A 22766-nucleotide genomic window follows, 5' to 3' on the forward strand; every position below is an offset into this window, starting at 1 on the left:
CAGCACATCGCGTGTGCAGGGGTGACGAAGTTTTGCCACGCGGCGCAGACCGTGCCGCGCATGCGGGTCTGAGCCTTGAGACGCAAGAAGGTTCTGTTGCAGCTCAGCCCAGCCCGGCCCCATGCCAGCGGCAGACCCAGTCGCGCAGTGGCAGCAGCAGCCCGTGAAAGAAATGCCCGGCACCTGGGAACACCACCACCGGCAACTGCTGCGGCCGCGCCCAGTCGAGCACCGCGGGCAGCGGCACCACATCGTCCTGCTCGCCATGCAGCACCAGCATGGTTTGCGCCAGCGGCGGCGCACCGGGCGGCTTGGGCTGCGGCACTGCAAAGCGACTGACCGCAGTGCCGACCAGGGTGAGGTGCTGCAAGGTGGCGCCCTGCTGCTGCAGGGCGTGCGCGCAGCGCGCCGCCACCGCCGCACCGAAAGAAAATCCGGCCAGCGCCAGCGGCACCGCAGACATCTCCACGCCCATCTGCGCAGCCAGTTCAGCGCGGAAATGCGCCAGTACCGCAAGCAGGTCGTCGGTTTCACCGATGCCGTGGTCATGCGTTCCCGCAGTCTGTCCGACGCCGCGGAAATTGGGGCGCACGCTGACGAACCCCAGCTGCAGCCAGGCACGGGCCAGGGTCTGGGCGACCTTGTTGTCCAGCGTACCGCCGAACAGCGGGTGCGGGTGCGCCACCAGCGCCAGGCCGCGCGGCGGTGCGGTGGGCACGTCCACCGCCACCTCGATCAGGCCGACCGGGCCGGGCACCAGCAGTCTGCGGGTCTGCGCGTTCATGTTCGTTCCCCCAGACTACGCGTCGGGCGCATCAGGCAGCCGCAGCCGCTCGACCACTTTGCCCTGCACCAGATGCGATTGCACGATCTCGTCGATGTCGCTTTGATCGACATAGGTGTACCACACGCCCTCGGGATAGACCACGCAGATCGGCCCCTCCTCGCAGCGATCCATGCAGCCTGCGCGGTTGACCCGCACCTGGCCCGGGCCTGCCAGACCGAGCGCCTTGACCGCCGCCTTGCAATGCTCGAACGCCGCCTCGGCGCCACTGGCGGCGCAGCAGGGGCGGGCCGCGCCCGGATCGCGCTGGTTCAGACAGAAAAAGATGTGATGGGTGTAGTAACTCATGAGCTGACAGGCAGAGGGTTCAGGGTGCGCGCCGCGCGGGCCTGACCGCGCGCGCCACAAGAAAAATTAACGCAGCGAACGGCCACAGCCAGCTCAGCCACTGCGGCAGGCCGTATAGCCGGATGAACAGGCCCTGGCTCCAGGACTGCAGATTCAGCGCGTCATATGGCCCGGGGCCGGACAAGTTGATCCATGCCAGCCCGAGCACCAGGCTCAAGGCCCCCATGCCGGCGCACCAGCGCGGTGGCAGCAGGGTCAGCGGCAGGCCGATGATCAGCCCGATCAGCACTCCGCGCAGCGTCGGCGCCGTGGCCCAGGACAGTGCATGCTGCGGGCCAAAGCTCAGCGCTGCCGACAGGCTCACCGCAAGCAGTCCCGCCACGGTGAGCGTCAGCGCCAGGCGCAGCCGGGGTGCCCCCGGGCGCAGCAGCGTAGCCAGCAGCAGCAGGTTGCCCACCAGCATCGCCGCGGTGATGCCGGTCTGACGCGGTGCACCGATGGGCGCGAGGTCGGCAAGACGCAGTCCGCTGTCCACATACCAGGCCGAAAGCACCTGCCAGGCCTGGCGGTCGAACACCGGCTGCAGCAGCGTCGGCCCGATCTGCCCGGTGCCGAACAGCACCGCCGCCGGCCACAGCAGCGCCACCGGCCACAGCGCGAGCAACAACAGGCCATAGCCCGCATGCGGCGCAAACCACCGCTCGCGCCACAGCCGCAGCAGCGCCGCCAGTCGCAGCCGCGGCAACAGCCAGGTACATACCGCCGCACCGAGCATGCCGCCCAGACTGTTGGTCAGCCAGTCCAGATTCGACGACACCCGCATCGGCAAAAACGCCTGCGTCGATTCCATGCAGAACGACAGCGCACTGGCCAGCAGGCTGGCCGCCAGCCAGACCCCAGCGCGCGGCCAGCGCGCCGGCAGGGTGCGCGCCAGCAGATAGCCCAGCGGGAAATACCCCGCAACATTGATCAGCAGATCGCTTGCGGTGAGGTAGCGCGGCAGCGGCGCCAGCACGAAATCGAAGGGCATCAGCCCCTGCCAACGCCACCCGGAAAACGGATACAGACTGGCGTAGACGATCAGCAGCGCATACCCCGCCAGGGCGTAGCGGGAAAACCGGGAGACCGGGCGAATGGGGTGATGCGGCGACGGCATGACACTTGACGCACGCCGCTGCGCGCGAGGCCGCGCCGCCAGGCGGGGCGCCTCGGGGCGTTCAGAACGGCTTGATGACAACCAGCGGAATGATGATGAACAGAATGATGGTGGGAATTTCGTTGAACCAGCGATACCACTTGTGGCTGCGGGTGTTGGTGCCCTGCTCGAACTGGCGCAGGATGCGCTTGCACCAGAACATGTAGATCACCAGCAGCACGACCAGCGTGACCTTGGTGTGGATCCAGCCATTGCCCGGGCCGCGCAGGCCGACGCCGTAATACAGCCACAGCACCAGCCCGAGGATGATGGCCGGCCACATCAGGATGTGGGTGAAGCGGTAGAGCTTGCGGCCCATGAGCAGCAGCCGGTCGCGCTCGGCGATGCTGCCCTCGGGCACCATCGCCAGGTTCACAAAAATGCGCGGCAGATAGAACAGCCCCGCATACCACGCAATCACAAAAATGATGTGCCAGCTCAGCACCCATTGAAACGCCATGGCAGACTCCCTGGATCGGACATCTGGTCAGTGTAAGAGAGCCGCCTGGGCGGATTGTTTAGCGGGGACAAAATCGGGACAAAATCGGGCCAGATCGAAGACATGACGGACAAAAAAATCCCCGGCAGTGCCGGCCGGGGACACAAGCCTTTCATCAAGGCCCCGCTCAGGGAGGAAAAGCGGGGAATGGCGCGCCTTGCAACGCACCATCCGCTTGAAAAAGATAGCATTGACGGCTTCAAGTTCCTGTTTCGCGCCGCCCGAAGATGAAAAACTTTGTGAATCCGCCCGGCTTTCCCGGCAACCGCATGCGCCGTCTGCGTCGCGATGACTTCAGCCGACGGCTGGTGCGCGAAAGCCGCCTCGGTTGCGACGATCTGATCTACCCGGTGTTCGTCCTCGATGGTGAACGGCAGCGGCAGCCGGTGGCGTCGATGCCCGGGGTCGAGCGGCTGTCGGTCGATCAGTTGTTGCCGGTCGCCGCCGAGTGCGTCGCGCTCGGCATCCCGGTGCTTGCGCTGTTTCCGGTGATCGACCCCGCGCTCAAGACCGCTGACGGCGCGCAGGCGACGAACCCGGACGGTCTGGTGCCGCACGCGGTGCGCACATTGAAAAACGAGTTCCCGCAGCTGGGCGTGATGACCGATGTCGCGCTCGACCCTTACACCTCGCACGGGCAGGACGGCCTGCTCGACGACAGCGGCTACATCCTCAACGACGAGACGGTGCAGGTGCTGGTCAAGCAGGCGCTGGTGCAGGCGGCAGCGGGCGTGGACATCGTCGCGCCGAGCGACATGATGGACGGCCGCATCGGCGCGATCCGCCAGGCGCTCGAGGCCGCAGGCCACATCCACACCCGCATCATGGCCTACAGCGCCAAATATGCGAGCGCCTTCTACGGGCCGTTCCGCGACGCGGTGGGTTCGGCAGCCAACCTCGGCAAGGCCGACAAAAAGGTCTACCAGATGGACCCGGGCAATTCGGACGAGGCGCTGCGCGAGGTCGCGCTCGACATCGCCGAAGGCGCCGACATGGTGATGGTCAAGCCCGGCATGCCGTATTTGGACATCGTCCGCCGCGTGAAGGATGCGTTTCGCATGCCGACCTTCGCCTACCAGGTCAGCGGCGAATACGCGATGCTCAAGGCCGCCGCGCAAAACGGTTGGCTCGACCACGACGCGGTGATGATGGAAAGCCTGCTCGCGTTCAAGCGCGCCGGCGCCGACGGCATCCTCACCTACTTCGCGCTCGAGGCCGCGCGCAAGCTGCGGCAAGCATGAATTGGGGAATCTGGCAATGAAAGTCCGCGTCTGGGATTTGCCGCTGCGCCTGTTCCACTGGGCGCTGGCAGTCTGCGTGACCACCTCGATCGTCACCGGCTTGATCGGTGGCAACGCCATGCAGTATCACTTCTGGAGCGGCTACTGCCTGATCGCGTTGCTGGTATTCCGGCTGGTGTGGGGGCTGATCGGGCCATACCACGCACGGTTTTGGAACTTTGTGCGCGGCCCGCGCGACGTGATGCGCTACTTGCGCGGCGACGACCCGCGTCCGCCGCATCTGCGCCTTGGTCACAACCCGCTCGGCAGCCTGTCGGTGATCGCGTTGCTCGTGATCATCACGCTACAGGTCGGCAGCGGCCTGTTCGCCAACGATGAAATCTTCAACGAAGGGCCGCTGACGAATCACGTGACCAGCCGCACGAGCGAAATCCTCACCTACTACCACACGAACATCGGCCTGCCGCTGGTCTATGCGCTCGTCGGACTGCACATCGTGGCAATCGCCTACTACGCGATTGTCAAACATCAGAACCTCGTCCGCCCGATGCTCACCGGCGACATCGACACCGTCGCCGGCGCGCCGCAAGCGCGCGACACCTGGGCGCTGCGGCTGCTCGCGATCGCGATCCTGGCCGCCGGCGGTGCGCTGGCCTGGTGGATCTCGACGCTCGGCAGTGTCGGCAGTTATTGAAGCCTCTTCGATGGCCTGCTTGACGCTGTCGATCAGCTTCTGGTTCTTACGCGACCGGCTGCCATACAACCGCGCACTGAATACGGTGGCGATCTCCAGCACATCTTTCGCCAAATCCTCTTCGAAGGTCGTGTCCTCGCCTTGGTTGAGGATCTGGGCATCAGATTCCGTACGGAACAGTTCTGGTTTGAGTTTGGCAAGGTCGTAGCGGCGATGACCGGCCGCCGTGTGCTTGGCTACCAGTTTTCCCGAAGCTTCCCATCGGCGCAGCGTGGTGATGGATACGCCCAACGCCTCCGCCAGATCGAGGCACGCCTTGTTGCTCCAATAGCCGGAGCGCACCCAATCGACGGGCGTTTGTGGCGTGCAACCGAGATTCGTGGGGATCATGCTGAATTGCAGACTTGATCCGCCCTGCAAGAACAGAACATGCCGTCCGCGGCAAGCCCGAGAAGGTCGCGGATAGACTTCTCAGCCTCATCGACGACGGCACGGAACCACGCCGAGCGGTGGCAGACTGCCCAGGCACTCCCCTCCCCGCTGGCGGGGAGGACTGGGGTGGGGCGGCCAACGGCCGAGCACCTCGTAGCGCCCCGTACCGAGCACAGACTGCACCAGCACGACGTCGCGCGCCGGCCAGTGCAGCGGCGCGAAAGCGGTTGGCGCGGTCAAGCCGCCTGCGCGGCGGCCCAGGGTGACATGCGGCGCGTAGGCACGTGCATCGAACGGCAGACCGCGCTGCCCCGCCCCTGCAGCCAGCGCCGCGTGCAGATCGCGCAGGGCTGCCGGCATCCGGCTGGGCGCTAAATGCGCGATGCCGCCGCGGCTCCACACCGCGGCGCGATCGAGCAGCAGGTCGAAGTTCTGCCAGACCGGCGCAAGCGCCTCGCCGAGCGCGCAGGCGCTGTCGAGCGCTTGCACAGGCACCCCGTCCATGAACAGCAGGGTCAGATGCAGCTTGTGCGCCGGCGTCGGACGGGCGGGCGGCGTCCACTGCCACAGCGCCTGATGCCGCACCAGCTGCGCACGCACCGCGTCGTTCGGCCACAATGCGAAAAAAAGGCGCAATCCGGCGGTCTCGTGCTCTACTGCTGACATGTCCCGGTGGCTGCGCGGGCTTGCCGCGCTGGAGTAAGTTCGGTGCATTCATGCTAACGTCCTTCCTGCCATGAGCCACTCCCGACCTCACTGCGGCGCACAGCCGGCTCCGCCCAACCCCACCCGGCGCCGCCTGAACCTGGTGGCGCTTGGACTGACCGCGGGAGCGCCGCTGCTGGGCGCGGGTCTGGCTGCTGCGGCCGGCGCGCTGCCGGAGCTGCCGCGCTACACCCAGCCGGTGTGCGCCGACTCGACACTGGTCGGGCGCATCCTGCAGGCAGACCGGCAATTCATCTCGCCGCAGCAGCTGGTCGATGACTGCGCGCGCGCCACGCTGTGCCTGCTCGGTGAGCAGCACGACCATCCGGATCACCATGCCGTGCAGGCCTGGATCGTCGGCGCGCTTGCCGCACGAAGCCAGCTGGCCGCGCTTGCGCTGGAAATGGCCGATGCCGGCAAGCGGTTCGACGGACCGCGCGACGCCAGCGAGGATGCGGTGCGCGCCCGGCTCGCCTGGAACGATGCCGGCTGGCCGTGGCGGCTATACCGCGGCCCGGTGATGGCTGCGGTGCGCGCAGGCGTGCCGGTGGTCGGGGTCAACCTGCCGCAGCAGAGCATGCGTGCCACGCTCGAGCAGACGCGCTGGGACTCGAGTGTGCCGCCTGCCGTGCGGCAGCGCATCATCGACGATGTGATCGACAGCCACTGCGGCCTGCTGCCCGCCGCGCAGGCGCCGGCGATGGCGCGCATCCAGTTCGCGCGCGACGACAGCATGGCCGCCGGCTGTCTGCGGCTCGCCATGCCCGGCAAGACGGTCGTGCTACTGACCGGCAGCTTTCACGCCAACCGCACCCAGGGCATTGCGCTGCACCTGGCGGCGCATGCGGCGCGCGTGCCACTGGGCGTGTCGCAGCCACCCGCCGTGTTCAGCCTGCTGCTGCAGGGGCTCGGCCCTGACACGCCGGCCGAGTTGCCCGACGGCTTCGACGCCGTCTGGTTCACCCCAGGAACACCGCCAGTCGACCACTGCGCCGAGCTGCGCGCGCAGTTGCAAAAGACGCAGATGCCGCAACGCCGCTGAGCGCTCACACCCGCTGCCGCACGAGCCGCACAATGCCCTGCAGCAGGTCCTGCGGGCTAGGCGGACAGCCGGGGATGGTCAGGTCCACCGGCAGCACGGCGGCCACGCGGCCGCACACCGCATCGCCACTGCTGTGTACCCCGCAGCCTGCGGCGCAATCGCCCGCGGCAACCACCAGCTTGGGTTCAGGCATGGCGTCATAGGTGCGGCGCAGCGCGAGTTCCATATGACGTGACACCGGGCCGGTGACCAGCAGCAGGTCGGCGTGGCGGGGACTGGCGACGAGCTGGATGCCCAGCCCTTCGATGTTGTAGTAGGGATTGGACAGGGCGTTGATTTCCAGCTCGCAGCCGTTGCACGAGCCGGCATCGACCACGCGGATCGCCAGCGCCCGCCCGAGCAGCCGCAGCACCTCGGCCTGCAACCGATCGACCGTCGCATCAGGCGTGTCGGCAGGGACGGCAGGCGGCGGCTCGGTGATGCGGCCCACTCGGGCGATCTGGCGCAGGGTCTTCCACATGGCTTACAGGTCGTGCCCGGAGTACGACAAATTGAACGATTTGTTGATCAGCGGAAAGTCGGCGACGATGTCGCCGATTACCGCCCATTCCAACGCCGGCCAGTTCTGCCAGGACGGGTCGTGCGGATGGCAGCGAACGATGCGCCCGTCCGCACCGGCTTGCAGCGCCACGATCTGCGGCCCGCGCCAGCCTTCGATCAGGCCGATCGCCAGCCCCGGCGCGGCGAGGCCGTGCGGCGGATCGACCCGCACGGCGCCCGACGGGAGTGTGTCGAGCAGCGCATCGCACAGCCGTAGACTGGTGGCGATTTCGGCAAAGCGCACCGCCACGCGCGCGGCCACGTCCCCGTCCTGCGCGAGCGCGATCTCGACCGACAGCGCGGCATACGGCGCGAGTCCCGGCGCAGTGCGCAGGTCCAGCGCCTGGTCGCTGGCGCGCGCAGCCAGACCGAGCAGGCCCAGACGTTGCGCGAGCGCCGGCCGCACCCGGCCGGTGGTGCGCAGCCGGTCCTGCAGGCCCTCGTGATCGTCGACAATGGCCTTGAGCCGCTGCACCTCCTGCCGCAGCACGGCATGGTGGTTGCGCAGCATCGAGACGCCGTCGGCATCCAGATCGACCGTCACGCCGCCCAACTGCACCGCGTCGAACGGGTAGCGCGCAGCGAACAGCCGCGCATTGGCACGCAGCAGGTCTTCCTTCAGGCGACCGAACTGCGCCAGCGCAAAGCCGAAGCCGCCGTCGTTGGCGATTGCGCCGATGTCGCCCAGATGGTTGGCCAGCCGCTCGCGCTCGAGCAGTAGCGCGCGCAGGTGCAGCGCACGCGGCGGCACAGCGATGTCGGCCAAGGCTTCTGCCGCCATACAGTATGCCCAGGCGTTGGCCACCGCGCTGTCGCCCGACAGCCGCGCGGCCAGCCGCACGCCCTCGGCCAGGGTCATGCCGGCAAAGCGCTTTTCCACCCCCTTGTGGGTGAAGCCCAGGCGCTCTTCCAGTCGCAGGATTTTTTCGCCGACCACGGAAAAGCGAAACTGCCCCGGTTCGATCACCCCGGCATGCACCGGGCCGACCGGCACTTCGTGCACGCCCTCGCCATCGACCGCGACGAAGGCATAGTCATCAGGCGCGAGCGCGCCGCACGGCGGCACCGCAACGGCCGTATCAACCAGCGGATACGCGTCTGCGGCCCAGGCGGTATGCCTCAGCCAGGGGCGCGGGTCCATGCCCAGCGCGTGCAGGCCGCTGAGATCGCGCAATGCGCGCTGCAGGCGATCGGCCACAGGGAACAGTTCGTGCAAGCCGGGATAGTGCACCGCGCCATGCGGCAGATCGTGCTGTGCGAGCCGCAGCGCAGCAGCGCCATCGAGCCACAGCGCGTACACCGCCTGCGCGCCCACGCCGGCCCAGAGCGCGAGCAGCCGCGCGCCGCGCTGGTGCAGTTCTTGCGCCAGTGCCTGCCATTGCAGGGCATCGACCCGGCGATGATCGAGCGGGAGCACGGGACAGACCGCACGCATGACTAGCCTCCGATCATCGCCGCCGCGCTGTGCCACCAGCCAACCAGCACCGGCGGAATCCAGAATCCGAGCAACAGCACCAGCGCCAGATGGACGAACACTGGAAGCATAAACGGCGCGTGCGGCAGGCGCTGTAGGCTGCTGCGGCCAAACACCATGCCCTGCGTGCGCAAAAACAGCGCGCCAAACGCCACGCCCAGGCCAAACAGCAGCACCGGCGCGGCCCACGGCTGCTGCTGCATCGCTGTGGTGAGGATGAGGAATTCGCTGGCGAACACGCTGAACGGCGGCATGCCGACGATGGCCAGCACCCCCATCATCAGCCCCCAACCCAGCGGTGGCGAGACCTCGCGCAAGCCCTCGATCGCGTCGATGCGCTGCGAGTGCGCTTTTTGCGCCGCATGTCCGGTGGTGTAGAAGATCGCGCTCTTGGTCAGCGCGTGCCCGGTCATGTGCAACATCGCGGCGAAGTTGGCCACTGGCCCGCCCATGCCAAAGGCAAAGGTGATGATGCCCATGTGCTCGATCGACGAGTACGCGAACATGCGCTTGACATCCTTTTGCCGCCAGACCAGCAGTGCGCCGATCACCACCGACAGCAGGCCGAAGGCCATGAGCATCTGCCCCGGCCAGGCGGCATGCAGGCTGCCGTCCACCAGCGCCTTGCCGCGCATCACCGCATACAGCGCGACATTGAGCAGCAGCCCGGAGAGCACGGCAGACACGGGCGTGGGCCCTTCGGCATGCGCATCGGGCAGCCAACTGTGCAGCGGCACCAGGCCGACCTTGGTGCCGTAGCCGACCAGCAGGAACACGAAAGCGATACTGATGATGCCGGGTTCGAGCCGGCCCTTGACCGCATCCAGATGCGTCCACAGCAACGCGCTCATGCCCTGTGCGCCCAGCACCCGTTCGGCAGCGAAATACAGCAGCACGGTGCCGAACAGCGCCAGCGCAATGCCCACGCCGCAGAGGATGAAGTATTTCCACGCCGCTTCCAGGCTGGCCTTGGTGCGGTAGATCGACACCAGCAGCACGGTGGACAAGGTTGCCGCCTCCATGGCCACCCACAGCAGGCCCAGGTTGTTGGTGGTCAGCGCCAGCAGCATGGTGAACATGAACAGCTGGAACATGCTGTGGTAGAGCCGCAGCCGCGCGGGCGTGAGGCGGCCACGATCCTGCTCGATGCGCATGTACGGCGCGGAGAAGATCGCCGTGGTCAGACCCACGAACGTGGTCAGCGCCACCAGAAACACATTGAACGGGTCGAGGAAGAACTGCTCGGAGAGCAGCTGCATCGGGCCGTGCGCGACCACCAGCGCGGTGAGTGCAGACGCGGCGGCGAAGGTCGCGGCGCTGGCCGCAATATTGATCCAAGGAGCAAACGACCGGTGACCGAAGGCGGCCAGCAGCGCGCCGCCGAACAGCGGGAAAAGCAGTGTGGCGAGCAGCGCGGGCATCAGTCGTCCTTGAGCGATTCCATGTGCTGCAAGTCCAGGCTGTCGAACTGTTCGCGGATCTGGAAAAAGAAAATGCCCAGCACGAACACGCCCACCAGCACATCCAGCCCGATGCCCAGTTCGACCACCATCGGCATGCCGCGCGTGGCGCTGGTGGCGGCGAACAGCAGCGCGTTTTCCATCGACAGAAAACCCACCACCTGCGCAATGGCGGCGTGGCGCACGATCATCATCAGGAACGCCAGCAGCACCAGCGCCAGCGCGATGCCCAGCACCCCGCGCATGTTCGCCCCGGTGAACTGCGCTATCGGCTGCGCGACGACAAAGGCAAAAATCACCAGCACGATGCCGATGAGCTGCAGGCTGGGAATGTTGACCAGCGTTTCCACGTCCCACTCGGCATGCAGGCGGTGGATGAGCTTGAACAGCACCCACGGCAGGATGATGACCTTGATCAGCAGCGTGAACACCGCCGACTGATACAGCTCGACCTGCTGCGTCGAGTAACCCACCACCACCGCGCTGGCCACCAGCAACACCCCCTGCGCGGCAAGCAGGCTCACCAGATTGGCCACCCGCCGCTGCGCCAGCATCGCAAACGACAGCAGCAGCAAAAGCGCCGCGCACAGATGGATGATCTGCACCGAAAGCGGCAGGTTCACCAGCGGCACGACCGCCGGCGCGGCTGCGGCAGGTGCGGATGCGGTCAGAACGGCAGCGGCGGTCATCGGTCTGTCCTCACTGCGCGAGCATCAGCCGCACCAGCAGCCCGAGCACCGCGAGCAAAAACGCGGTGGCGAGAAATTCCGGCGCGCGAAACAGCCGCAGTTTGGCGCTGAGCGTCTCGATCAACGCGATGGCAAAACCGGCAGCGGCCAGCTTGAGCAACAGCGGCGGCAGCGCGGGCAGCAACCACAGCAGCCCGTCGGCGCGCCCGGCCATGCCCCAGGGCAGAAACAGCGCAAAGCCGATGCAGGCGTAGTTGAACAGCTTCAGGCTGCTTGCCCATTCGACCAGCGCCAGATGCCGCGCCGAGTATTCGAGCACCATGGCCTCGTGGATCATGGTCAGCTCCAGATGCGTGGTCGGGTTGTCCACGGGAATGCGCGCGTTTTCCGCCAGCAGCACCATGACGAATGCCACCCCGGCAAACGCCAGACTGGCGTGCAGCGCGAGCTTTTGCGACTGCAGCGCCTCGGCAATGGTCGGCAGCAAAGTGCTGCCGGTCATGATCGACGCGGTGAACACCACCATCAGCAACGCCGGCTCGGCCAGAAAGCCCACCAGCATTTCGCGCCGCGACCCCAGGCTGCCGAACGCGGTGCCGATGTCCATACCAGCCAGCGCGATGCACACCCGCGCGAGCGCGAACAGGCCGACGAGCGCGATCACGTCCGCCGCCTGCGCGAACGGCAGATCGGTCGATAGCGACGGGATGATCGCCGCTGCCGCCACCATGCTGCCGAACAGGATGTACGGCACGGCGCGGAACAGCGCGGTGGCGTCATCCGCTAGCACCGCATCCTTGCGCAGCAGCTTGGCGATGCGCGCATACGGCTGCCACAGCGGCGGCGCGCTGCGGTTGGACAGCCAGGCGCGGCACTGCGCCACCCAGCCGGAAAACAGGGGAGCGAGCGCCACCGACAGCAGCACCGCGACGAGCTGGACGAACAAGGCCGCTGGACTGATCGACAGATTCACCGGATCACCACCATCAACAGCACCAGCAGGGTGACGAAGCTGTAGAGCAGGTAGATCGCAATCTTGCCCTGCTGCAGCCGGGCCGCCTGCCGCGTCAGCCACAGCACGGCGGCTGCCGCAGGCTGATACATCTGCGCCCAGAAGCGGTCTGCCACCTGCACGCGGTAACGCGGCGCGGTGTCATCCGGCTGCGGCAGATCGACATGCGTCTGGAAAAACGGCTCGAAAATCCGCCGGATCGGCTGACCGAAGCCTTCGGCCGTGTCCTGCATGCGCGCGGTCAACCCCTGTGCGCCGCAGTCCCAGGCCGGAGCGCGGCGGCTGCGGCCGTGATACAGCCGGTGCGTCGCCAACACGGTGAGCGCAATCACGAGGGCTCCGACCAGCAGCACGACCAGCGGACCGTACGCCGCGCGCTGCGCCGAGACCGGCACCAGCCACAGCCAGTTGCCGGTCTGTGCCAGCGGCTGCTGCAACAACAGCGCGCCGACCTGGTCGATGCCAGCGAGCACCAAACTGGGCAGCAGCCCGAGCAGCACGCAGCCCGCAGCCAGCCAGAGAAGACCGACGCGCTCGAGCCAGCCGGGGTCGTGGGATGCGGCCAGCTGCGCCTCGCGCGCGCGGCCGAGAAAAATCACCCCGTAGAACTTGACCATCACATACCCGGCCAGCGCGCCCGCGAGCACCAGCACCGCCGCGCCCAGCGGAATGATGAGGTTGAAAAACGACTGCGGAATCTGCGGCGTGACCAGAAACGCCTGCAGCAGCAGCCACTCGGCGACAAAGCCGTTGAGCGGCGGCAGGCCGGCAATCGCCAGGGTGCCGATCAGCGCGGTCCACCCCACCCACGGCATTTGCCGCAGCAGCCCGCCTAGATGCCCCAGGCTGCGCTCGTGCGTGGCGTGCAGCACCGCGCCGGTAGTCAGAAACAGCAGACTCTTGAAAAACGCGTGGTTGAGCACGTGGTAGAGCAAGGCGGCCAGCGCCAGCGCGGCCATCAGCGGCATGCCCACGCCGCGAAATACCAGCGCCAGCCCCATCGCGGCAAAGGCGATGCCGATGTTCTCGATGGAGGAATACGCCAGCAAGCGCTTCATGTCAGTCTGCACCGTGGCGAACAACACGCCAAACAGCGCGCCGAACAAACCAAGCGCCAGTAGCGGCACACCCCACCACCACAGCGGCGCGTGCAGCAGGTCGAAGCTCACACGCAGCAGGCCGTAGATCGCGGTCTTGAGCATCACCCCGCTCATCAGCGCCGACACCGGCGAGGGGGCTGCCGGATGCGCCTCGGGCAGCCAGATGTGCAGCGGCACCAGCCCCGCCTTGGCGCCGAAGCCGATCACCGCCAGCCCGAAAGCCAAGCTTGCCCACAGCGGCGAGAAGTGCGCCTGCCGCATCGCGGCAAAGGTCAGCCCGCCCGCGCCGCCTTGCATCATCACGCCAAAGCACAGCAGCAGCGCGATCGCTCCGATGTGCGCAAGCAGCAGATAGACATAACCGGCGCTGCGAATCTCACCGATGCGGTGTTGCGAAATGACCAGAAAGTACGAGGCCATCGCCATGACCTCCCACGCCAGCATGAAGCTGTAGGCGTCGGCGGCGAGCAGCACCAGGCTCATCGCGGCGAGAAACACGTGGTACTGCATGCCGAGTAGCCCCGGCGCCGTGCCCTCGCCCTCGCGGAAATACCCCGCGGAAAACAGCGAGATGCCCGCGCTCGCCGCACCGAGCAGCAGCAGAAAAAAGCCCGACAGCGCATCGAGCCGCAAATGCATCGGCAAGCCCGGCAGGCCAAAGGGCAGCACCAGATGCTGCGGCGGAACGAACAGCGCCTGCATCCCGACACCAGCGATGACCACACTGCCCACCGCGCCGAGCGGGAAGATCACCCGCGCCACCCAGCGCACCGAGCGCGGGTAGATGAAACCAGCCAGCCCCATCAGCACCCAGGCCACGGCCACGCCGAGCGCAGCGGGCAGCAGCATGGAGGCAGAGCCGATTTGCATGATGACTCAATTCACATAAGATGTGCGTCACATGTTAATCCTGTTCGCATCCAAATGGAACAACGCACCAGCCGTCTGACCGTGCTCATCGACCCGCAGAAAAAGGCGGTGTTCGAGCACCTGTGCGCGCGGGAAGATCAAACCCCGTCGCAGGTGGTGCGGCGGTTGATCCGCGAGTACATCGAGGCTCAGCTCGGCCGTCCCTGGCAGCCGGGCGAGTCGGTGGACGAGGTGCTGCGCCGCTGAACCCAGCCAGCCATGCGCGCGACAATGCCGCATGGACTTTCTGATCTTGCTGCTCGGCGGCGCGGTGCTGGGGCTGGCCGGGGTCTTCGTGCGGCTGGCCGACACCACCGCCAACCTCGGCCCGTTTGCCAGCGCGTTCTGGCGCATGACGCTTGCTGCGCCGTTTTTGCTCGCCTGGGCGGCGGTGCAGTGGTCGCGCACGCCCAGGCCCGCGGCGATGCCGCAGCCAGCGGTGACCAGGCCACGGCGGTTCACCAAGCGACCTGCGCCGCCCGCGCTGCTGGCGCACTGGCCGATGTGGGCACTGGCGCTGTTTGCCGCGGCGATGTTTGCGCTCGATCTGGTGTTCTTCCATCTCGCGGTGATCGACACCACGGTGGGTAATGCCACGCTGGAGTCGAACTTCGCGCCGGTGCTCATCACCCTGGCGTTCTGGGTCATCACCCGCAACGCTCCTCGTGCGGTGTTTGTCGCCGGGCTGGCGGCGGCGCTCGGGGGCGCTGCGCTAATGATCGGCCCCAACTTCGGACACAGCAAAGCGCTGCTGGGCGATGCCAGCGGGTTGGTGTCGGCGGTGTTTTACGCGGCGTATCAGGTGGGCATCCAGCAGGCGCGGCAGCGGCTGCCCACCGCGCCACTGATGGCGGTGGTCACGCTGCTGGCCGCGGTGGTGCTATGGCCTTTCGCACTGGCCGAGGGGCGGCTGTGGCCGACTGCGGCCATCGGCTGGCTGTGGGTGCTGTTGCTTGCGCTGCTGGTGCAGATCGGCGGGCAGGTGGTCATCGCCTATGCGGTGCGGCGTCTCAACCCGGCGCTGTCGTCTGTGGGCCTGCTGGTGCAGCCGGCAATGGCGGTGGTCTACGCCTGGGGGCTGCTCGGCGAGGCGCTTTCGAGCACGCAATTGCTCGGCGCCGCTCTGGTGCTCGCCGGCATCTATCTGGCGCGTCGGGGCATGTGAGCGGCACTGCCACGATGGACACGGTGGCTACACTGAATCAGTCCTTGTGATGCTGCGCGCAGGGGACTTGCTCAGCGTTGCCTTAGCAGGCCGTTGAAAAACGTCGCGAGGATGGCCAGATGCAAGGCGCACGGCGCGCAGCGACCGAGACATATCAAATAGATAGGCGAGGCAGCGAGCACCGTGCAACGCCGCAGATGGCCCACCGCAGTAGTTTTTCAACGGCCTGTTAAACGGGCAGTACCATCGCGCCAGCCGCCAGCCCCTGCCCCTGCGATGCCCCACGCCGTCCGTCCCAACCAGCTCGCCCTGCTCGGCCAGCGCCGATTCGCGCCGTTTTTCTGGACGCAGTTCGGCGGTGCGGCGAACGACAATCTGTTCAAGTTCGCGTTCACGGTGATGGTGGCCTATCGCGCCGAGGGCCAGAGCGCGTTGTCGGCCGGGCTGATGGTCAACCTGATCGCCGGACTGTACATCCTGCCGTTCGTGCTGTTTTCGGCCACCAGCGGGCAGCTGGCCGATAAATTCGACAAAGCGGTGCTGATGCGGCGGGTCAGGGCCTTGGAGATCGCGATCATGGCGCTTGCGCTGTGGGGTTTCGTTGCGGGCAACATTGCTGCGCTGCTGGCCTGCACCTTCGGCATGGGGCTGCATTCCACTCTGTTCGGCCCGGCCAAGTATGCCTACCTGCCGCAGCACCTGAGCACCGCGGAACTCACCGGCGGCAACGGCATGACCGAGATGGGCACCTTCGTCGCAATCCTGCTGGGCAATCTCGCCGGCGGGCTGCTGATGAGCGTCGAGCGCGGACCGCTGCTGGCAGGACTTGCCTGCGTGGCGGTGGCGCTGTTGGGGTGGGTCGCGGCACGCTTCATCCCGGCCACCGCGCCGGTGGACCCGCAGCTGCGCATCAACTGGAACCCGTTTTCCGAGACTGCGCGCAATCTGCGTCTGGCCGCGGCCGACCGCACCGTGCTGCAGGCGCTGCTGGCGATTTCATGGATGTGGTTCTACGGCGTGGCGTTTCTCACCCAGTTTCCGGTGTTCGCCAAGGACGTGCTCGGCGGCGACGAAGCAGTGGCTTCGCTGCTGCTGGCGGTGTTTTCGGTCGGAATCGCCTTCGGCTCACTGGCCTGCGAGTGGTTGGCGTGCGGGCGAGTGGAGATTGGCCTGGTGCCGCTGGGGGCGATCGGCATGACGCTGTTTGGCGTCGATCTGTATTTTGCGGTGCAGGGTCTGCCGCATGCGGCGGCGCTGCAGGGCGTGGCGGCCTTCGTGCAGCAAAGCGCGCACTGGCGGGTGATGCTCGACTTGTTCCTGCTGTCGGCCAGCGCCGGGGTGTACAGCGTACCGCTGTATGCGCTGATCCAGCATCACACCCCGATCACGCACCGCTCGCGGGTCATCGCGGCGAACAACATTCTCAATGCACTTTATATGGTGGTGTGCTCGGGCTACTGCGCTGCGCTGTTGGCAGCCGGGGTGAGCGTGCCCGCGCTGCTGCTGAGCGTGGCGCTGCTCAACGCGGCGGCGGCGCTGTGGCTGATCTGGCGCCAGCCGCTGTATGGGCAGCGCTTTCTGGCTTGGGCGCGGCAGCGGGGGTAGCGGTGGGCTGATGAGGGGCTTGGCTGCACTTTGTGGGCGCTGACGGCTTACCCGCTGCGCACACAATGCAGCTGCAGGCGCGTAGGGACAAGCGCGGGCCGGTGGCGGGCGCTGCGGGCGGCTGTGCGAACATTCGGCGGTTTGTCCCATTGCCTGCGCATGTCGTTCGCCTCTCCGCCCCCGCCGCAAGATCCGCCGCTGTCGGTCAACCAGTTCAAGCTGCTCACGCAGCGCCGGTTTGCGCCGTTTTTCTGGACGCAGTTCACCAATGCCGGCAACGACAACCTGCTCAAGTTCGCCTTCACCATGCTGGTGACTTACCGCGCGCAGGCGCAGACCGGACTGCCTGCCGGGCTGATGGTCAACCTGATCGCCGCGCTGTATGTGCTGCCCTTCGTGCTGCTGTCAGCCACCGCCGGGCAGCTGGCGGATAAGTGCGACATGGGCGTCATCATGCGGCGGATCAAGACTTTCGAGGTGATCATCATGTTGGCGGCGCTGTGGGGCTTCGTCACGGTGAATGTGCCGCTGCTGCTGGTGTGCGTGCTCGGCATGGGGCTGCATTCCACCCTGTTCGGCCCGGTGAAGTTTGCCTATCTGCCGCGCCACCTGCACACGGCGGAGCTGACTGGGGGCAACGGCATGACCGAGATGGGCGGTTTTGTCGCCATCCTGCTGGGCAGCCTGGCCGGCGGCGTGCTGATGACCTACCCGCAGGGCCCGGTGCTGGCCGGAGTGGCCTGCCTGATCATCGCGCTCATCGGATGGGTGATGGCGCGTTTCGTGCCGCACACCCCGCCGCTCGTGTGTGATGCCGCCATCAACTGGAACCCGTTCAGCGCAACAGTGCGCAGCCTCAAGCTCGCTGCGGCCGACCGCGCGGTGCTGGTGGCGCTGGTCGCCATTGCCTGGATGTGGTTCTACGGCGTGGCGTTTCTCACCCAGTTTCCGGTGTTCACCCGCGAGGTGGTGCATGGCAGCGAGGCAGTGGCCTCGCTGCTGCTGGTGATCTTCGCCGTTGGCATCGGTCTGGGGTCGGTGGCTTGCGAGTGGATGGCGCATGGCCGGGTGGAAATCGGTCTGGTGCTGCTCGGCGCCATTGGCATGTCTGTGTTCGGTGTCGATCTGTACCTCACCACGCAACATCTGCCGCACGACGGACAGCTCCAGACCCTCTCCCTGTTCCTGCGCAAGGGCGAACACTGGCGGCTGATGGGGGATTTGCTGCTGATCTCGGCCAGCGCCGGCATCTACAGCGTGCCGCTGTACACCTTTATCCAGCACCGTATCACCGAGACCCACCGCGCCCGCGTGATCGCTGCCAGCAATGTGCTCAACGCCCTGTTCATGATCGCCTGCGCCGCCTATTGCGCCACGCTGCTGACCGCGGGCGTGGGCGTGCCGATGCTGCTGCTGAGCGTGGCGGTGTGTAATGCACTGGTCGTGGGCTGGCTGATCTGGAAACAGCCGGAGTACGGGCAGCGCTTCGTCGCGTGGGTGCTACGTCGCTAGGGCTGCGCTGAATCAGCCCTCGTGCTGATGCGCACCGGCAGAACGGCTACGATCGATCGCATCCACCGCCGAAAGGAGCCTTTCCATGGCCACCTCCAAGCCCGTGTTCCGCTGGGACGACCCGCTGCAACTCGATGACCAGCTCACCGTGGAAGAGCGCGCGGCACGCGATGCGGCCCGGGCCTATTGCCAGGAGCAGCTCGCGCCACGTGTGCTCAGCGCGTTTCGGCACGAGACCACCGATCCGTCGATCTTCCGCGAGATGGGCGCGCTCGGTCTGCTGGGCCCGACCATCCCGGCCGAGTATGGCGGCGCCGGGCTGGGGGAAGTGGCTTACGGCCTGATCGCCCGCGAGGTGGAGCGGGTGGACTCGGGCTATCGCTCGATGATGAGCGTGCAGAGCGCACTGGTGATGCTGCCGATCTTCACCTTCGGCACCGAGGCGCAGCGGCAGAAATATCTGCCGCGTCTGGCCAGCGGCGAGTGGATCGGCTGCTTCGGCCTGACCGAGCCCGACCACGGCTCCGACCCCGGCGGCATGCGCACCCGCGCGCACGCCGTGCCCGGCGGCTACCAGCTCACCGGTAACAAAATGTGGATCAGCAATAGCCCGATTGCCGATGTGTTCGTGGTCTGGGCCAAGGACGACGCTGGCGAAATCCGCGGCTTCCTTCTCGACCGGGGGATGAAGGGGCTGAGCACACCGGCCATTCACGGCAAGGTCGGGCTGCGTACCTCGATCACCGGCGAGATCGTGATGGACAAGGTGTTTTGCCCAGAAGACAACGCCTTCCCCGCGGTGCGCGGGCTGAAAGGGCCGTTCACCTGCCTGAACAGTGCGCGTTACGGCATCGCCTGGGGCGCGATGGGTGCGGCCGAAGACTGCTACGTCCGCGCGCGGCAGTATGTGCTCGACCGCAAGCAGTTCGGCCGTCCGCTGGCGGCCAATCAGCTCGTGCAGAAAAAGCTGGCCGACATGGTCACCGAAATCAGCATGGGTCTGCAGGGTGCGCTGCGGCTCGGGCGCATGAAGGAAGCGGGTCTGGCCGCCCCCGAGGTGACAAGTCTGCTCAAGCGCAACAACTGCGGCAAGGCGCTGGACATCGCCCGCACCGCGCGCGACATGCTCGGCGGCAACGGCATCTCCGACGAATACGGTGTGGCGCGGCATCTGGTCAATCTCGAAGTGGTCAACACTTACGAAGGCACGCACGACATCCACGCGCTGATCCTCGGCCGCGCAATCACCGGCATCGCGGCGTTTTGAGTCGGCACGCCGCTGTTCGAAGGACACCGCCCAAAAAGCATTTCATCCCCACCCCAGCCCTGCCCATGGGTGGGGAGGAAGCGAAGTGAGATTGGTGCTATTCGACCCAGCCGCTCACACTGGCCAGAATGACCAGGCGTCCATGCTGAGATGGCCGTAGTGCACCCCGCCGCGGTGGTGCTGCGCGATCGCGCCCGGACCGGCGGCGCCCAGCGCCCAGAACAGCGGCAGCAGATGTTCGTCGGTGGGGTGAGCGCGGGCTGCTTGCGGTGCGCGGTGACGGTAGTCGAGCAGCGCGGCCAGGTCGCCGCGGTCGATCATGCCGCGCATCCAATCGACAAAGGACTGCACGTAGGGCGCGGGCGGGTCATCGGTGCGGGCTGCGGGGTGGAACTCGTCGAGGTTGTGCGTCAGGCTGCCGGTGCCCAGCAGCAGCACGCCTTCGTCCGCCAGCGGTGCCAGCGCCGAGCCTAAGCGATAAGCCGCAGCGGCGTCTAGTGGCCAGGGCATGGCCAGTGGCACCACCGGCACATCGGCCTGCGGGAACATCAGCCGCAGCGGGATCCACACACCATGATCGAGGCCGCGGCGCGGGTCTTCGTGCACGGTCCAGCCGCCGTTCTGCAGCAGCGCGGCAAGGCGCGGAGCCAGTTGCGGCGCGCCCGGCGCGGGGTAGCGCAGGGCGTACAGCGCCGGGTCGAAGCCGCCGAAGTCGTGAATGGTCGGCGGCTGCGCACTGGTACCGATGATGGGACGGCGCGCCATCCAGTGCGGTGACAATGCCACGATCGCCGCCGGACGGGGCAGCAACTGGCCCAGGCCGCGCAGCATCGGCCCGGCGGTGCCGGGCTCGAGCGCCAGCATCGGCGCGCCGTGCGAGACGAACAGGGTGGGCAGGCCCGGTGCACTCACGACGTCGCCTTCACACCCTCGACCTGCACCTTGACCGCATGGCTCAGGCCCAGCGTGAGGTTTCCGTACAGCGTGCCGCGATCCATGCCGTGCGGGACATACCGTGTGCTGACGAAACGGATGTCCGGATGGGCTTGTGCATCGAAAAACGGCGCGGCCAGCAGGTCGGTGTCGCGCTGCGGCAGGAAGGTATCCAGGCTCTTGACCGGGATGGTGATGTCGGCCTTGTCCTTCTTGGGGTCGGCCGGATCGAAGGTGTAGCTTCCGCTGATCTGCTTGAACACGCCGGTGAAGCGACCCACCCCGGCATGGCCGATGGTGAACTGCACGCCGGAATGGTCAGGGTCGATCCGGTAACTGCCTGCCGTGTTGGCATGCAGATACGCATAGGCCTGCGGCGCTGCACTGCCTGCCGCCCAGGCGGGCGCAGCGCACAGCGCCGCAGTCAGGCAGGCGATCTTGAGCCAGGCGGAAGAACGGCGTTTGGACATGATGGACCTCTCAGAGTGTGAGTGTGGTTGTCATTGAGGCGAAAGCACGAGATGCGCCTGTACAGGGATGGCTGCAGCCACCACACAGCTCGATCTTTAGCATCGACAGCGGCAGGTCGTGCATGTACAGCCCCAGCGGAAACAGGCCGAAGATCAGCAGCGCAATCAGCCAGTGCAGCAGCTGCGCCGTCAGCGTGTACTGCACCGGCTGTGGGTGAAGCCCTGCGTTCATGCGTCTACCTCCTCGGTGCCGGCCTGTTCCAGCGCCTGGCGCAGGCTTCGCAGCGCCTGCTCTGCAGCACTGCGCTGCGCTGCATTCAACCGTCCAAAAGCGCGCACCAGATGCGTGCCATGCGCGGGGAACACCTGCTCGAACAGGGACTGCCCCTGTGGTGTGAGCCGCACGATCTGCCCGCGTCCATCGTTAGGGTCGGGCAGGCGCTGCACCAGCCCCTTGTCCTGCAGGCGATCGACCACCCCGGTGAGGGTGCCTTTGGTGATCAGGGTCTTGCGCACGAGCTGTCCGGGGCTCATGCCCTCGGTCTTGCCCAGCGTGGCCAGCACGTCGAACTGCGCGGGCGTCAGCCCCATGCTGCGCACATGCGCCGCGGAGTAGCGCTCGAATGCCTGATAGGTGCGCACCAGCTCGCGCAGCAGCGGCAGGAAGGAAGCGGGCAAGGAGCTCGGTCGGGACATGGGCGTGGCATGGCCGGCAAATGAGGGCATATTAGTTCGTATTAGAACTATGACTCACGACATGGGAATCTCCACCGCTGGAACAGCTGGCCGCCGCGCCGGAGCCGAATACCCTGCCCGGTAGATGGGCAACACATTTTGTCACTGCAATCCGTTGATCCAGATCAGACAATTTGCGGAAATTCAGAAATTCCTGAAACTTCAGATCAAACTCCCGATGCAACTCCCCGAACTCAACCAGCGCTTCGTGCTGCACTTTGGCGAAATGGGCAGCCGTTGGGGTATCAACCGCACGGTCGGGCAGATCTACGCCCTGCTGTTCATCGCCGAGCGCCCGCTCAACGCCGACGAGATCGCCGAAACGCTGAACTTCTCGCGCTCCAATGTCAGCATGGGGCTGAAGGAGCTTGGTGCGTGGAACCTGGTGCGCATGCAACACCTGCCGGGCGACCGGCGCGACTACTTTTCCACGCCCGATGATGTCTGGGCCATTTTCCGCACCCTGGCCGAGGAGCGCCGCAAGCGCGAAATCGACCCCACGCTGTCGATGCTGCGCGAGGCCCTGCTGCACCAGCCCGACAGCCCCGCCGAACGGCATGCGCTGGAGCGCATGCGACAGATGCACGACCTCATCGAGCTGGCCACCCAGTGGTTCGACGACATCCGGCGCATGCCCAGCGAGGATATGCGGCAGTTGATGAAACTCGGCGGCGCGGCGCAAAAACTGCTGGCCTTCAAGGGGCGGGTCAAACAGGCCACCGCGCGCAAGCGCCCGCAGCAGCCGGCGCTCAAGGCCGTGGAGAACTGAACCATGTGCGCCAGCATCCATTGGACTCTGCGCAACGATCTGCCGCCGCCGCAGGCCGCGCACAGGTGCCCGCACCGCATCTGCCGGGTGGCCTGCTCGCTACACAGGTTTGATCGATTCTGATTC

25 protein-coding genes and 2 pseudogenes are annotated in these 22766 nt (G+C 66.7%); 10 read left to right on the top strand and 17 right to left on the bottom strand.

The window, feature by feature from the left end; translation table 11 throughout:
• Window positions 1-103: 103 nt before the first annotated feature.
• The 4 genes from ACZ47F_RS02665 to ACZ47F_RS02680 form a co-directional block, all read right to left on the bottom strand.
• Window positions 104-784, bottom strand: a complete 681-nt coding sequence (locus ACZ47F_RS02665; RefSeq protein ID WP_464925762.1) for an alpha/beta hydrolase — start codon at window positions 782-784, stop codon at window positions 104-106.
• A 15-nt stretch (window positions 785-799) separates the two neighbouring features.
• Window positions 800-1132: a (2Fe-2S) ferredoxin domain-containing protein gene (locus ACZ47F_RS02670; protein WP_464925763.1), complete on the bottom strand. Its 333-nt coding sequence runs from the start codon at window positions 1130-1132 to the stop codon at window positions 800-802.
• 19 nt (window positions 1133-1151) lie between these two features.
• Window positions 1152-2288 carry a VanZ family protein gene (locus ACZ47F_RS02675; protein WP_464925764.1) on the bottom strand — a complete coding sequence of 379 codons (1137 nt, stop codon included), beginning with the start codon at window positions 2286-2288 and terminating at the stop codon, window positions 1152-1154.
• A 61-nt stretch (window positions 2289-2349) separates the two neighbouring features.
• Complete coding sequence (locus ACZ47F_RS02680; RefSeq protein WP_464925765.1) at window positions 2350-2787, bottom strand: CopD family protein; 438 nt, start codon at window positions 2785-2787, stop codon at window positions 2350-2352.
• Window positions 2788-2889: 102 nt separating this feature from the next.
• Here ACZ47F_RS02680 and ACZ47F_RS02685 point away from each other — a divergent pair, with 102 nt between their 5' ends.
• The 3 genes from ACZ47F_RS02685 to ACZ47F_RS02695 all read left to right on the top strand — a co-directional run bounded on the left by ACZ47F_RS02685 (window position 2890) and on the right by ACZ47F_RS02695 (window position 4761).
• Window positions 2890-3057, top strand: coding sequence for a hypothetical protein (locus tag ACZ47F_RS02685; RefSeq protein WP_464925766.1), 168 nt, complete (start codon window positions 2890-2892; stop codon window positions 3055-3057).
• Window positions 3054-4067, top strand: coding sequence for a porphobilinogen synthase (hemB, locus tag ACZ47F_RS02690; protein WP_464925767.1), 1014 nt, complete (start codon window positions 3054-3056; stop codon window positions 4065-4067). Before ACZ47F_RS02685 ends, hemB begins: the two co-directional genes overlap by 4 nt.
• Window positions 4068-4143: 76 nt before the next feature.
• On the top strand, window positions 4144-4761 hold the full coding sequence (locus ACZ47F_RS02695) for a cytochrome b/b6 domain-containing protein (RefSeq protein ID WP_464925768.1): 618 nt from the start codon (window positions 4144-4146) through the stop codon (window positions 4759-4761).
• A gap of 9 nt (window positions 4762-4770) precedes the next feature.
• Here the strand turns inward: ACZ47F_RS02695 and ACZ47F_RS02700 are convergent.
• The 3 genes and pseudogenes from ACZ47F_RS02700 to ACZ47F_RS02710 all read right to left on the bottom strand — a co-directional run.
• Window positions 4771-4929: pseudogene (locus ACZ47F_RS02700) on the bottom strand (IS607 family transposase); the annotation flags it as partial.
• A gap of 78 nt (window positions 4930-5007) precedes the next feature.
• A pseudogene (locus ACZ47F_RS02705) lies at window positions 5008-5151 on the bottom strand (MerR family transcriptional regulator); the annotation flags it as partial.
• Window positions 5152-5238: 87 nt separating this feature from the next.
• Complete coding sequence (locus ACZ47F_RS02710; protein WP_464925769.1) at window positions 5239-5907, bottom strand: 2'-5' RNA ligase family protein; 669 nt, start codon at window positions 5905-5907, stop codon at window positions 5239-5241.
• Between the two features lie 22 nt (window positions 5908-5929).
• Between ACZ47F_RS02710 and ACZ47F_RS02715 the strand changes: the two genes are divergently transcribed.
• Window positions 5930-6940, top strand: a complete 1011-nt coding sequence (locus ACZ47F_RS02715) for a ChaN family lipoprotein (protein ID WP_464925770.1) — start codon at window positions 5930-5932, stop codon at window positions 6938-6940.
• Window positions 6941-6944: 4 nt separating this feature from the next.
• Here ACZ47F_RS02715 and ACZ47F_RS02720 read toward each other — a convergent pair whose 3' ends face one another.
• From ACZ47F_RS02720 to hyfB, 6 genes are read right to left on the bottom strand one after another with little or no spacing between them, the layout of a single operon-like run.
• The gene (locus ACZ47F_RS02720; RefSeq protein WP_464925771.1) at window positions 6945-7460 is read right to left on the bottom strand and encodes an NADH-quinone oxidoreductase subunit B family protein; all 516 of its coding nucleotides are present in this window, start codon (window positions 7458-7460) and stop codon (window positions 6945-6947) included.
• Window positions 7461-7463: 3 nt separating this feature from the next.
• Entirely contained in the window at window positions 7464-8975 is a 1512-nt protein-coding gene (locus ACZ47F_RS02725; protein WP_464925772.1) for a hydrogenase large subunit, read from the bottom strand.
• 2 nt (window positions 8976-8977) lie between these two features.
• Window positions 8978-10435, bottom strand: a complete 1458-nt coding sequence (locus ACZ47F_RS02730; protein ID WP_464925773.1) for a hydrogenase 4 subunit F — start codon at window positions 10433-10435, stop codon at window positions 8978-8980.
• Window positions 10435-11163, bottom strand: a complete 729-nt coding sequence (locus tag ACZ47F_RS02735) for a formate hydrogenlyase (protein ID WP_464925774.1) — start codon at window positions 11161-11163, stop codon at window positions 10435-10437. Before ACZ47F_RS02735 ends, ACZ47F_RS02730 begins: the two co-directional genes overlap by 1 nt.
• A gap of 10 nt (window positions 11164-11173) precedes the next feature.
• Entirely contained in the window at window positions 11174-12124 is a 951-nt protein-coding gene (locus ACZ47F_RS02740) for a respiratory chain complex I subunit 1 family protein (protein ID WP_464926561.1), read from the bottom strand.
• 8 nt (window positions 12125-12132) lie between these two features.
• A complete protein-coding gene (gene hyfB / locus ACZ47F_RS02745; protein WP_464925775.1) occupies window positions 12133-14145 on the bottom strand; it encodes a hydrogenase 4 subunit B in 2013 nt (670 codons plus the stop codon).
• A 54-nt stretch (window positions 14146-14199) separates the two neighbouring features.
• On the opposite strand from hyfB, the gene ACZ47F_RS02750 reads away from it, so the two are divergent.
• From ACZ47F_RS02750 to ACZ47F_RS02770, 5 genes are all read left to right on the top strand, one after another.
• The gene (locus ACZ47F_RS02750) at window positions 14200-14391 is read left to right on the top strand and encodes a ribbon-helix-helix protein, CopG family (protein ID WP_464925776.1); all 192 of its coding nucleotides are present in this window, start codon (window positions 14200-14202) and stop codon (window positions 14389-14391) included.
• A 31-nt stretch (window positions 14392-14422) separates the two neighbouring features.
• Window positions 14423-15349: a DMT family transporter gene (locus ACZ47F_RS02755; protein WP_464925777.1), complete on the top strand. Its 927-nt coding sequence runs from the start codon at window positions 14423-14425 to the stop codon at window positions 15347-15349.
• 276 nt (window positions 15350-15625) lie between these two features.
• A complete protein-coding gene (locus tag ACZ47F_RS02760; RefSeq protein WP_464925778.1) occupies window positions 15626-16954 on the top strand; it encodes an MFS transporter in 1329 nt (442 codons plus the stop codon).
• 159 nt (window positions 16955-17113) lie between these two features.
• Complete coding sequence (locus ACZ47F_RS02765; protein ID WP_464925779.1) at window positions 17114-18466, top strand: MFS transporter; 1353 nt, start codon at window positions 17114-17116, stop codon at window positions 18464-18466.
• 85 nt (window positions 18467-18551) lie between these two features.
• Window positions 18552-19733, top strand: a complete 1182-nt coding sequence (locus ACZ47F_RS02770; protein ID WP_464925780.1) for an acyl-CoA dehydrogenase — start codon at window positions 18552-18554, stop codon at window positions 19731-19733.
• 114 nt (window positions 19734-19847) lie between these two features.
• Here the strand turns inward: ACZ47F_RS02770 and ACZ47F_RS02775 are convergent, their stop codons facing one another.
• From ACZ47F_RS02775 to ACZ47F_RS02790, 4 genes are read right to left on the bottom strand one after another with little or no spacing between them, the layout of a single operon-like run.
• Complete coding sequence (locus tag ACZ47F_RS02775; RefSeq protein ID WP_464926562.1) at window positions 19848-20597, bottom strand: DODA-type extradiol aromatic ring-opening family dioxygenase; 750 nt, start codon at window positions 20595-20597, stop codon at window positions 19848-19850.
• A 44-nt stretch (window positions 20598-20641) separates the two neighbouring features.
• Window positions 20642-21136: a YceI family protein gene (locus tag ACZ47F_RS02780; protein WP_464925781.1), complete on the bottom strand. Its 495-nt coding sequence runs from the start codon at window positions 21134-21136 to the stop codon at window positions 20642-20644.
• 10 nt (window positions 21137-21146) lie between these two features.
• Window positions 21147-21368 (bottom strand): hypothetical protein, encoded by a 222-nt coding sequence (locus ACZ47F_RS02785; RefSeq protein WP_464925782.1) that lies wholly within the window; start codon window positions 21366-21368, stop codon window positions 21147-21149.
• Complete coding sequence (locus ACZ47F_RS02790; RefSeq protein WP_464925783.1) at window positions 21365-21832, bottom strand: MarR family winged helix-turn-helix transcriptional regulator; 468 nt, start codon at window positions 21830-21832, stop codon at window positions 21365-21367. Before ACZ47F_RS02790 ends, ACZ47F_RS02785 begins: the two co-directional genes overlap by 4 nt.
• Before the next feature lie 217 nt (window positions 21833-22049).
• On the opposite strand from ACZ47F_RS02790, the gene ACZ47F_RS02795 reads away from it, so the two are divergent.
• Window positions 22050-22640, top strand: a complete 591-nt coding sequence (locus ACZ47F_RS02795; protein ID WP_464925784.1) for a GbsR/MarR family transcriptional regulator — start codon at window positions 22050-22052, stop codon at window positions 22638-22640.
• Window positions 22641-22766 lie beyond the last annotated feature (126 nt).

It is taken from the genome of Thiomonas islandica (assembly GCF_055383445.1).

Bases quoted from the DNA above. Each gene is read 5' to 3' on its own strand.
- ACZ47F_RS02665 (WP_464925762.1), bottom strand. From the start codon at position 784: ATGAACGCGCAGACCCGCAGACTGCTGGTGCCCGGCCCGGTCGGCCTG.
- ACZ47F_RS02670 (WP_464925763.1), bottom strand. From the start codon at position 1,132: ATGAGTTACTACACCCATCACATCTTTTTCTGTCTGAACCAGCGCGAT.
- ACZ47F_RS02675 (WP_464925764.1), bottom strand. From the start codon at position 2,288: ATGCCGTCGCCGCATCACCCCATTCGCCCGGTCTCCCGGTTTTCCCGC.
- ACZ47F_RS02680 (WP_464925765.1), bottom strand. From the start codon at position 2,787: ATGGCGTTTCAATGGGTGCTGAGCTGGCACATCATTTTTGTGATTGCG.
- ACZ47F_RS02685 (WP_464925766.1), top strand. From the start codon at position 2,890: ATGACGGACAAAAAAATCCCCGGCAGTGCCGGCCGGGGACACAAGCCT.
- hemB (WP_464925767.1), top strand. From the start codon at position 3,054: ATGAAAAACTTTGTGAATCCGCCCGGCTTTCCCGGCAACCGCATGCGC.
- ACZ47F_RS02710 (WP_464925769.1), bottom strand. From the start codon at position 5,907: ATGCACCGAACTTACTCCAGCGCGGCAAGCCCGCGCAGCCACCGGGAC.
- ACZ47F_RS02715 (WP_464925770.1), top strand. From the start codon at position 5,930: ATGAGCCACTCCCGACCTCACTGCGGCGCACAGCCGGCTCCGCCCAAC.
- ACZ47F_RS02720 (WP_464925771.1), bottom strand. From the start codon at position 7,460: ATGTGGAAGACCCTGCGCCAGATCGCCCGAGTGGGCCGCATCACCGAG.
- ACZ47F_RS02725 (WP_464925772.1), bottom strand. From the start codon at position 8,975: ATGCGTGCGGTCTGTCCCGTGCTCCCGCTCGATCATCGCCGGGTCGAT.
- ACZ47F_RS02730 (WP_464925773.1), bottom strand. From the start codon at position 10,435: ATGCCCGCGCTGCTCGCCACACTGCTTTTCCCGCTGTTCGGCGGCGCG.
- ACZ47F_RS02735 (WP_464925774.1), bottom strand. From the start codon at position 11,163: ATGACCGCCGCTGCCGTTCTGACCGCATCCGCACCTGCCGCAGCCGCG.
- hyfB (WP_464925775.1), bottom strand. From the start codon at position 14,145: ATGCAAATCGGCTCTGCCTCCATGCTGCTGCCCGCTGCGCTCGGCGTG.
- ACZ47F_RS02750 (WP_464925776.1), top strand. From the start codon at position 14,200: ATGGAACAACGCACCAGCCGTCTGACCGTGCTCATCGACCCGCAGAAA.
- ACZ47F_RS02755 (WP_464925777.1), top strand. From the start codon at position 14,423: ATGGACTTTCTGATCTTGCTGCTCGGCGGCGCGGTGCTGGGGCTGGCC.
- ACZ47F_RS02760 (WP_464925778.1), top strand. From the start codon at position 15,626: ATGCCCCACGCCGTCCGTCCCAACCAGCTCGCCCTGCTCGGCCAGCGC.
- ACZ47F_RS02765 (WP_464925779.1), top strand. From the start codon at position 17,114: ATGTCGTTCGCCTCTCCGCCCCCGCCGCAAGATCCGCCGCTGTCGGTC.
- ACZ47F_RS02770 (WP_464925780.1), top strand. From the start codon at position 18,552: ATGGCCACCTCCAAGCCCGTGTTCCGCTGGGACGACCCGCTGCAACTC.
- ACZ47F_RS02775 (WP_464926562.1), bottom strand. From the start codon at position 20,597: ATGCTGGCGCTCGAGCCCGGCACCGCCGGGCCGATGCTGCGCGGCCTG.
- ACZ47F_RS02780 (WP_464925781.1), bottom strand. From the start codon at position 21,136: ATGTCCAAACGCCGTTCTTCCGCCTGGCTCAAGATCGCCTGCCTGACT.
- ACZ47F_RS02785 (WP_464925782.1), bottom strand. From the start codon at position 21,368: ATGAACGCAGGGCTTCACCCACAGCCGGTGCAGTACACGCTGACGGCG.
- ACZ47F_RS02790 (WP_464925783.1), bottom strand. From the start codon at position 21,832: ATGTCCCGACCGAGCTCCTTGCCCGCTTCCTTCCTGCCGCTGCTGCGC.
- ACZ47F_RS02795 (WP_464925784.1), top strand. From the start codon at position 22,050: ATGCAACTCCCCGAACTCAACCAGCGCTTCGTGCTGCACTTTGGCGAA.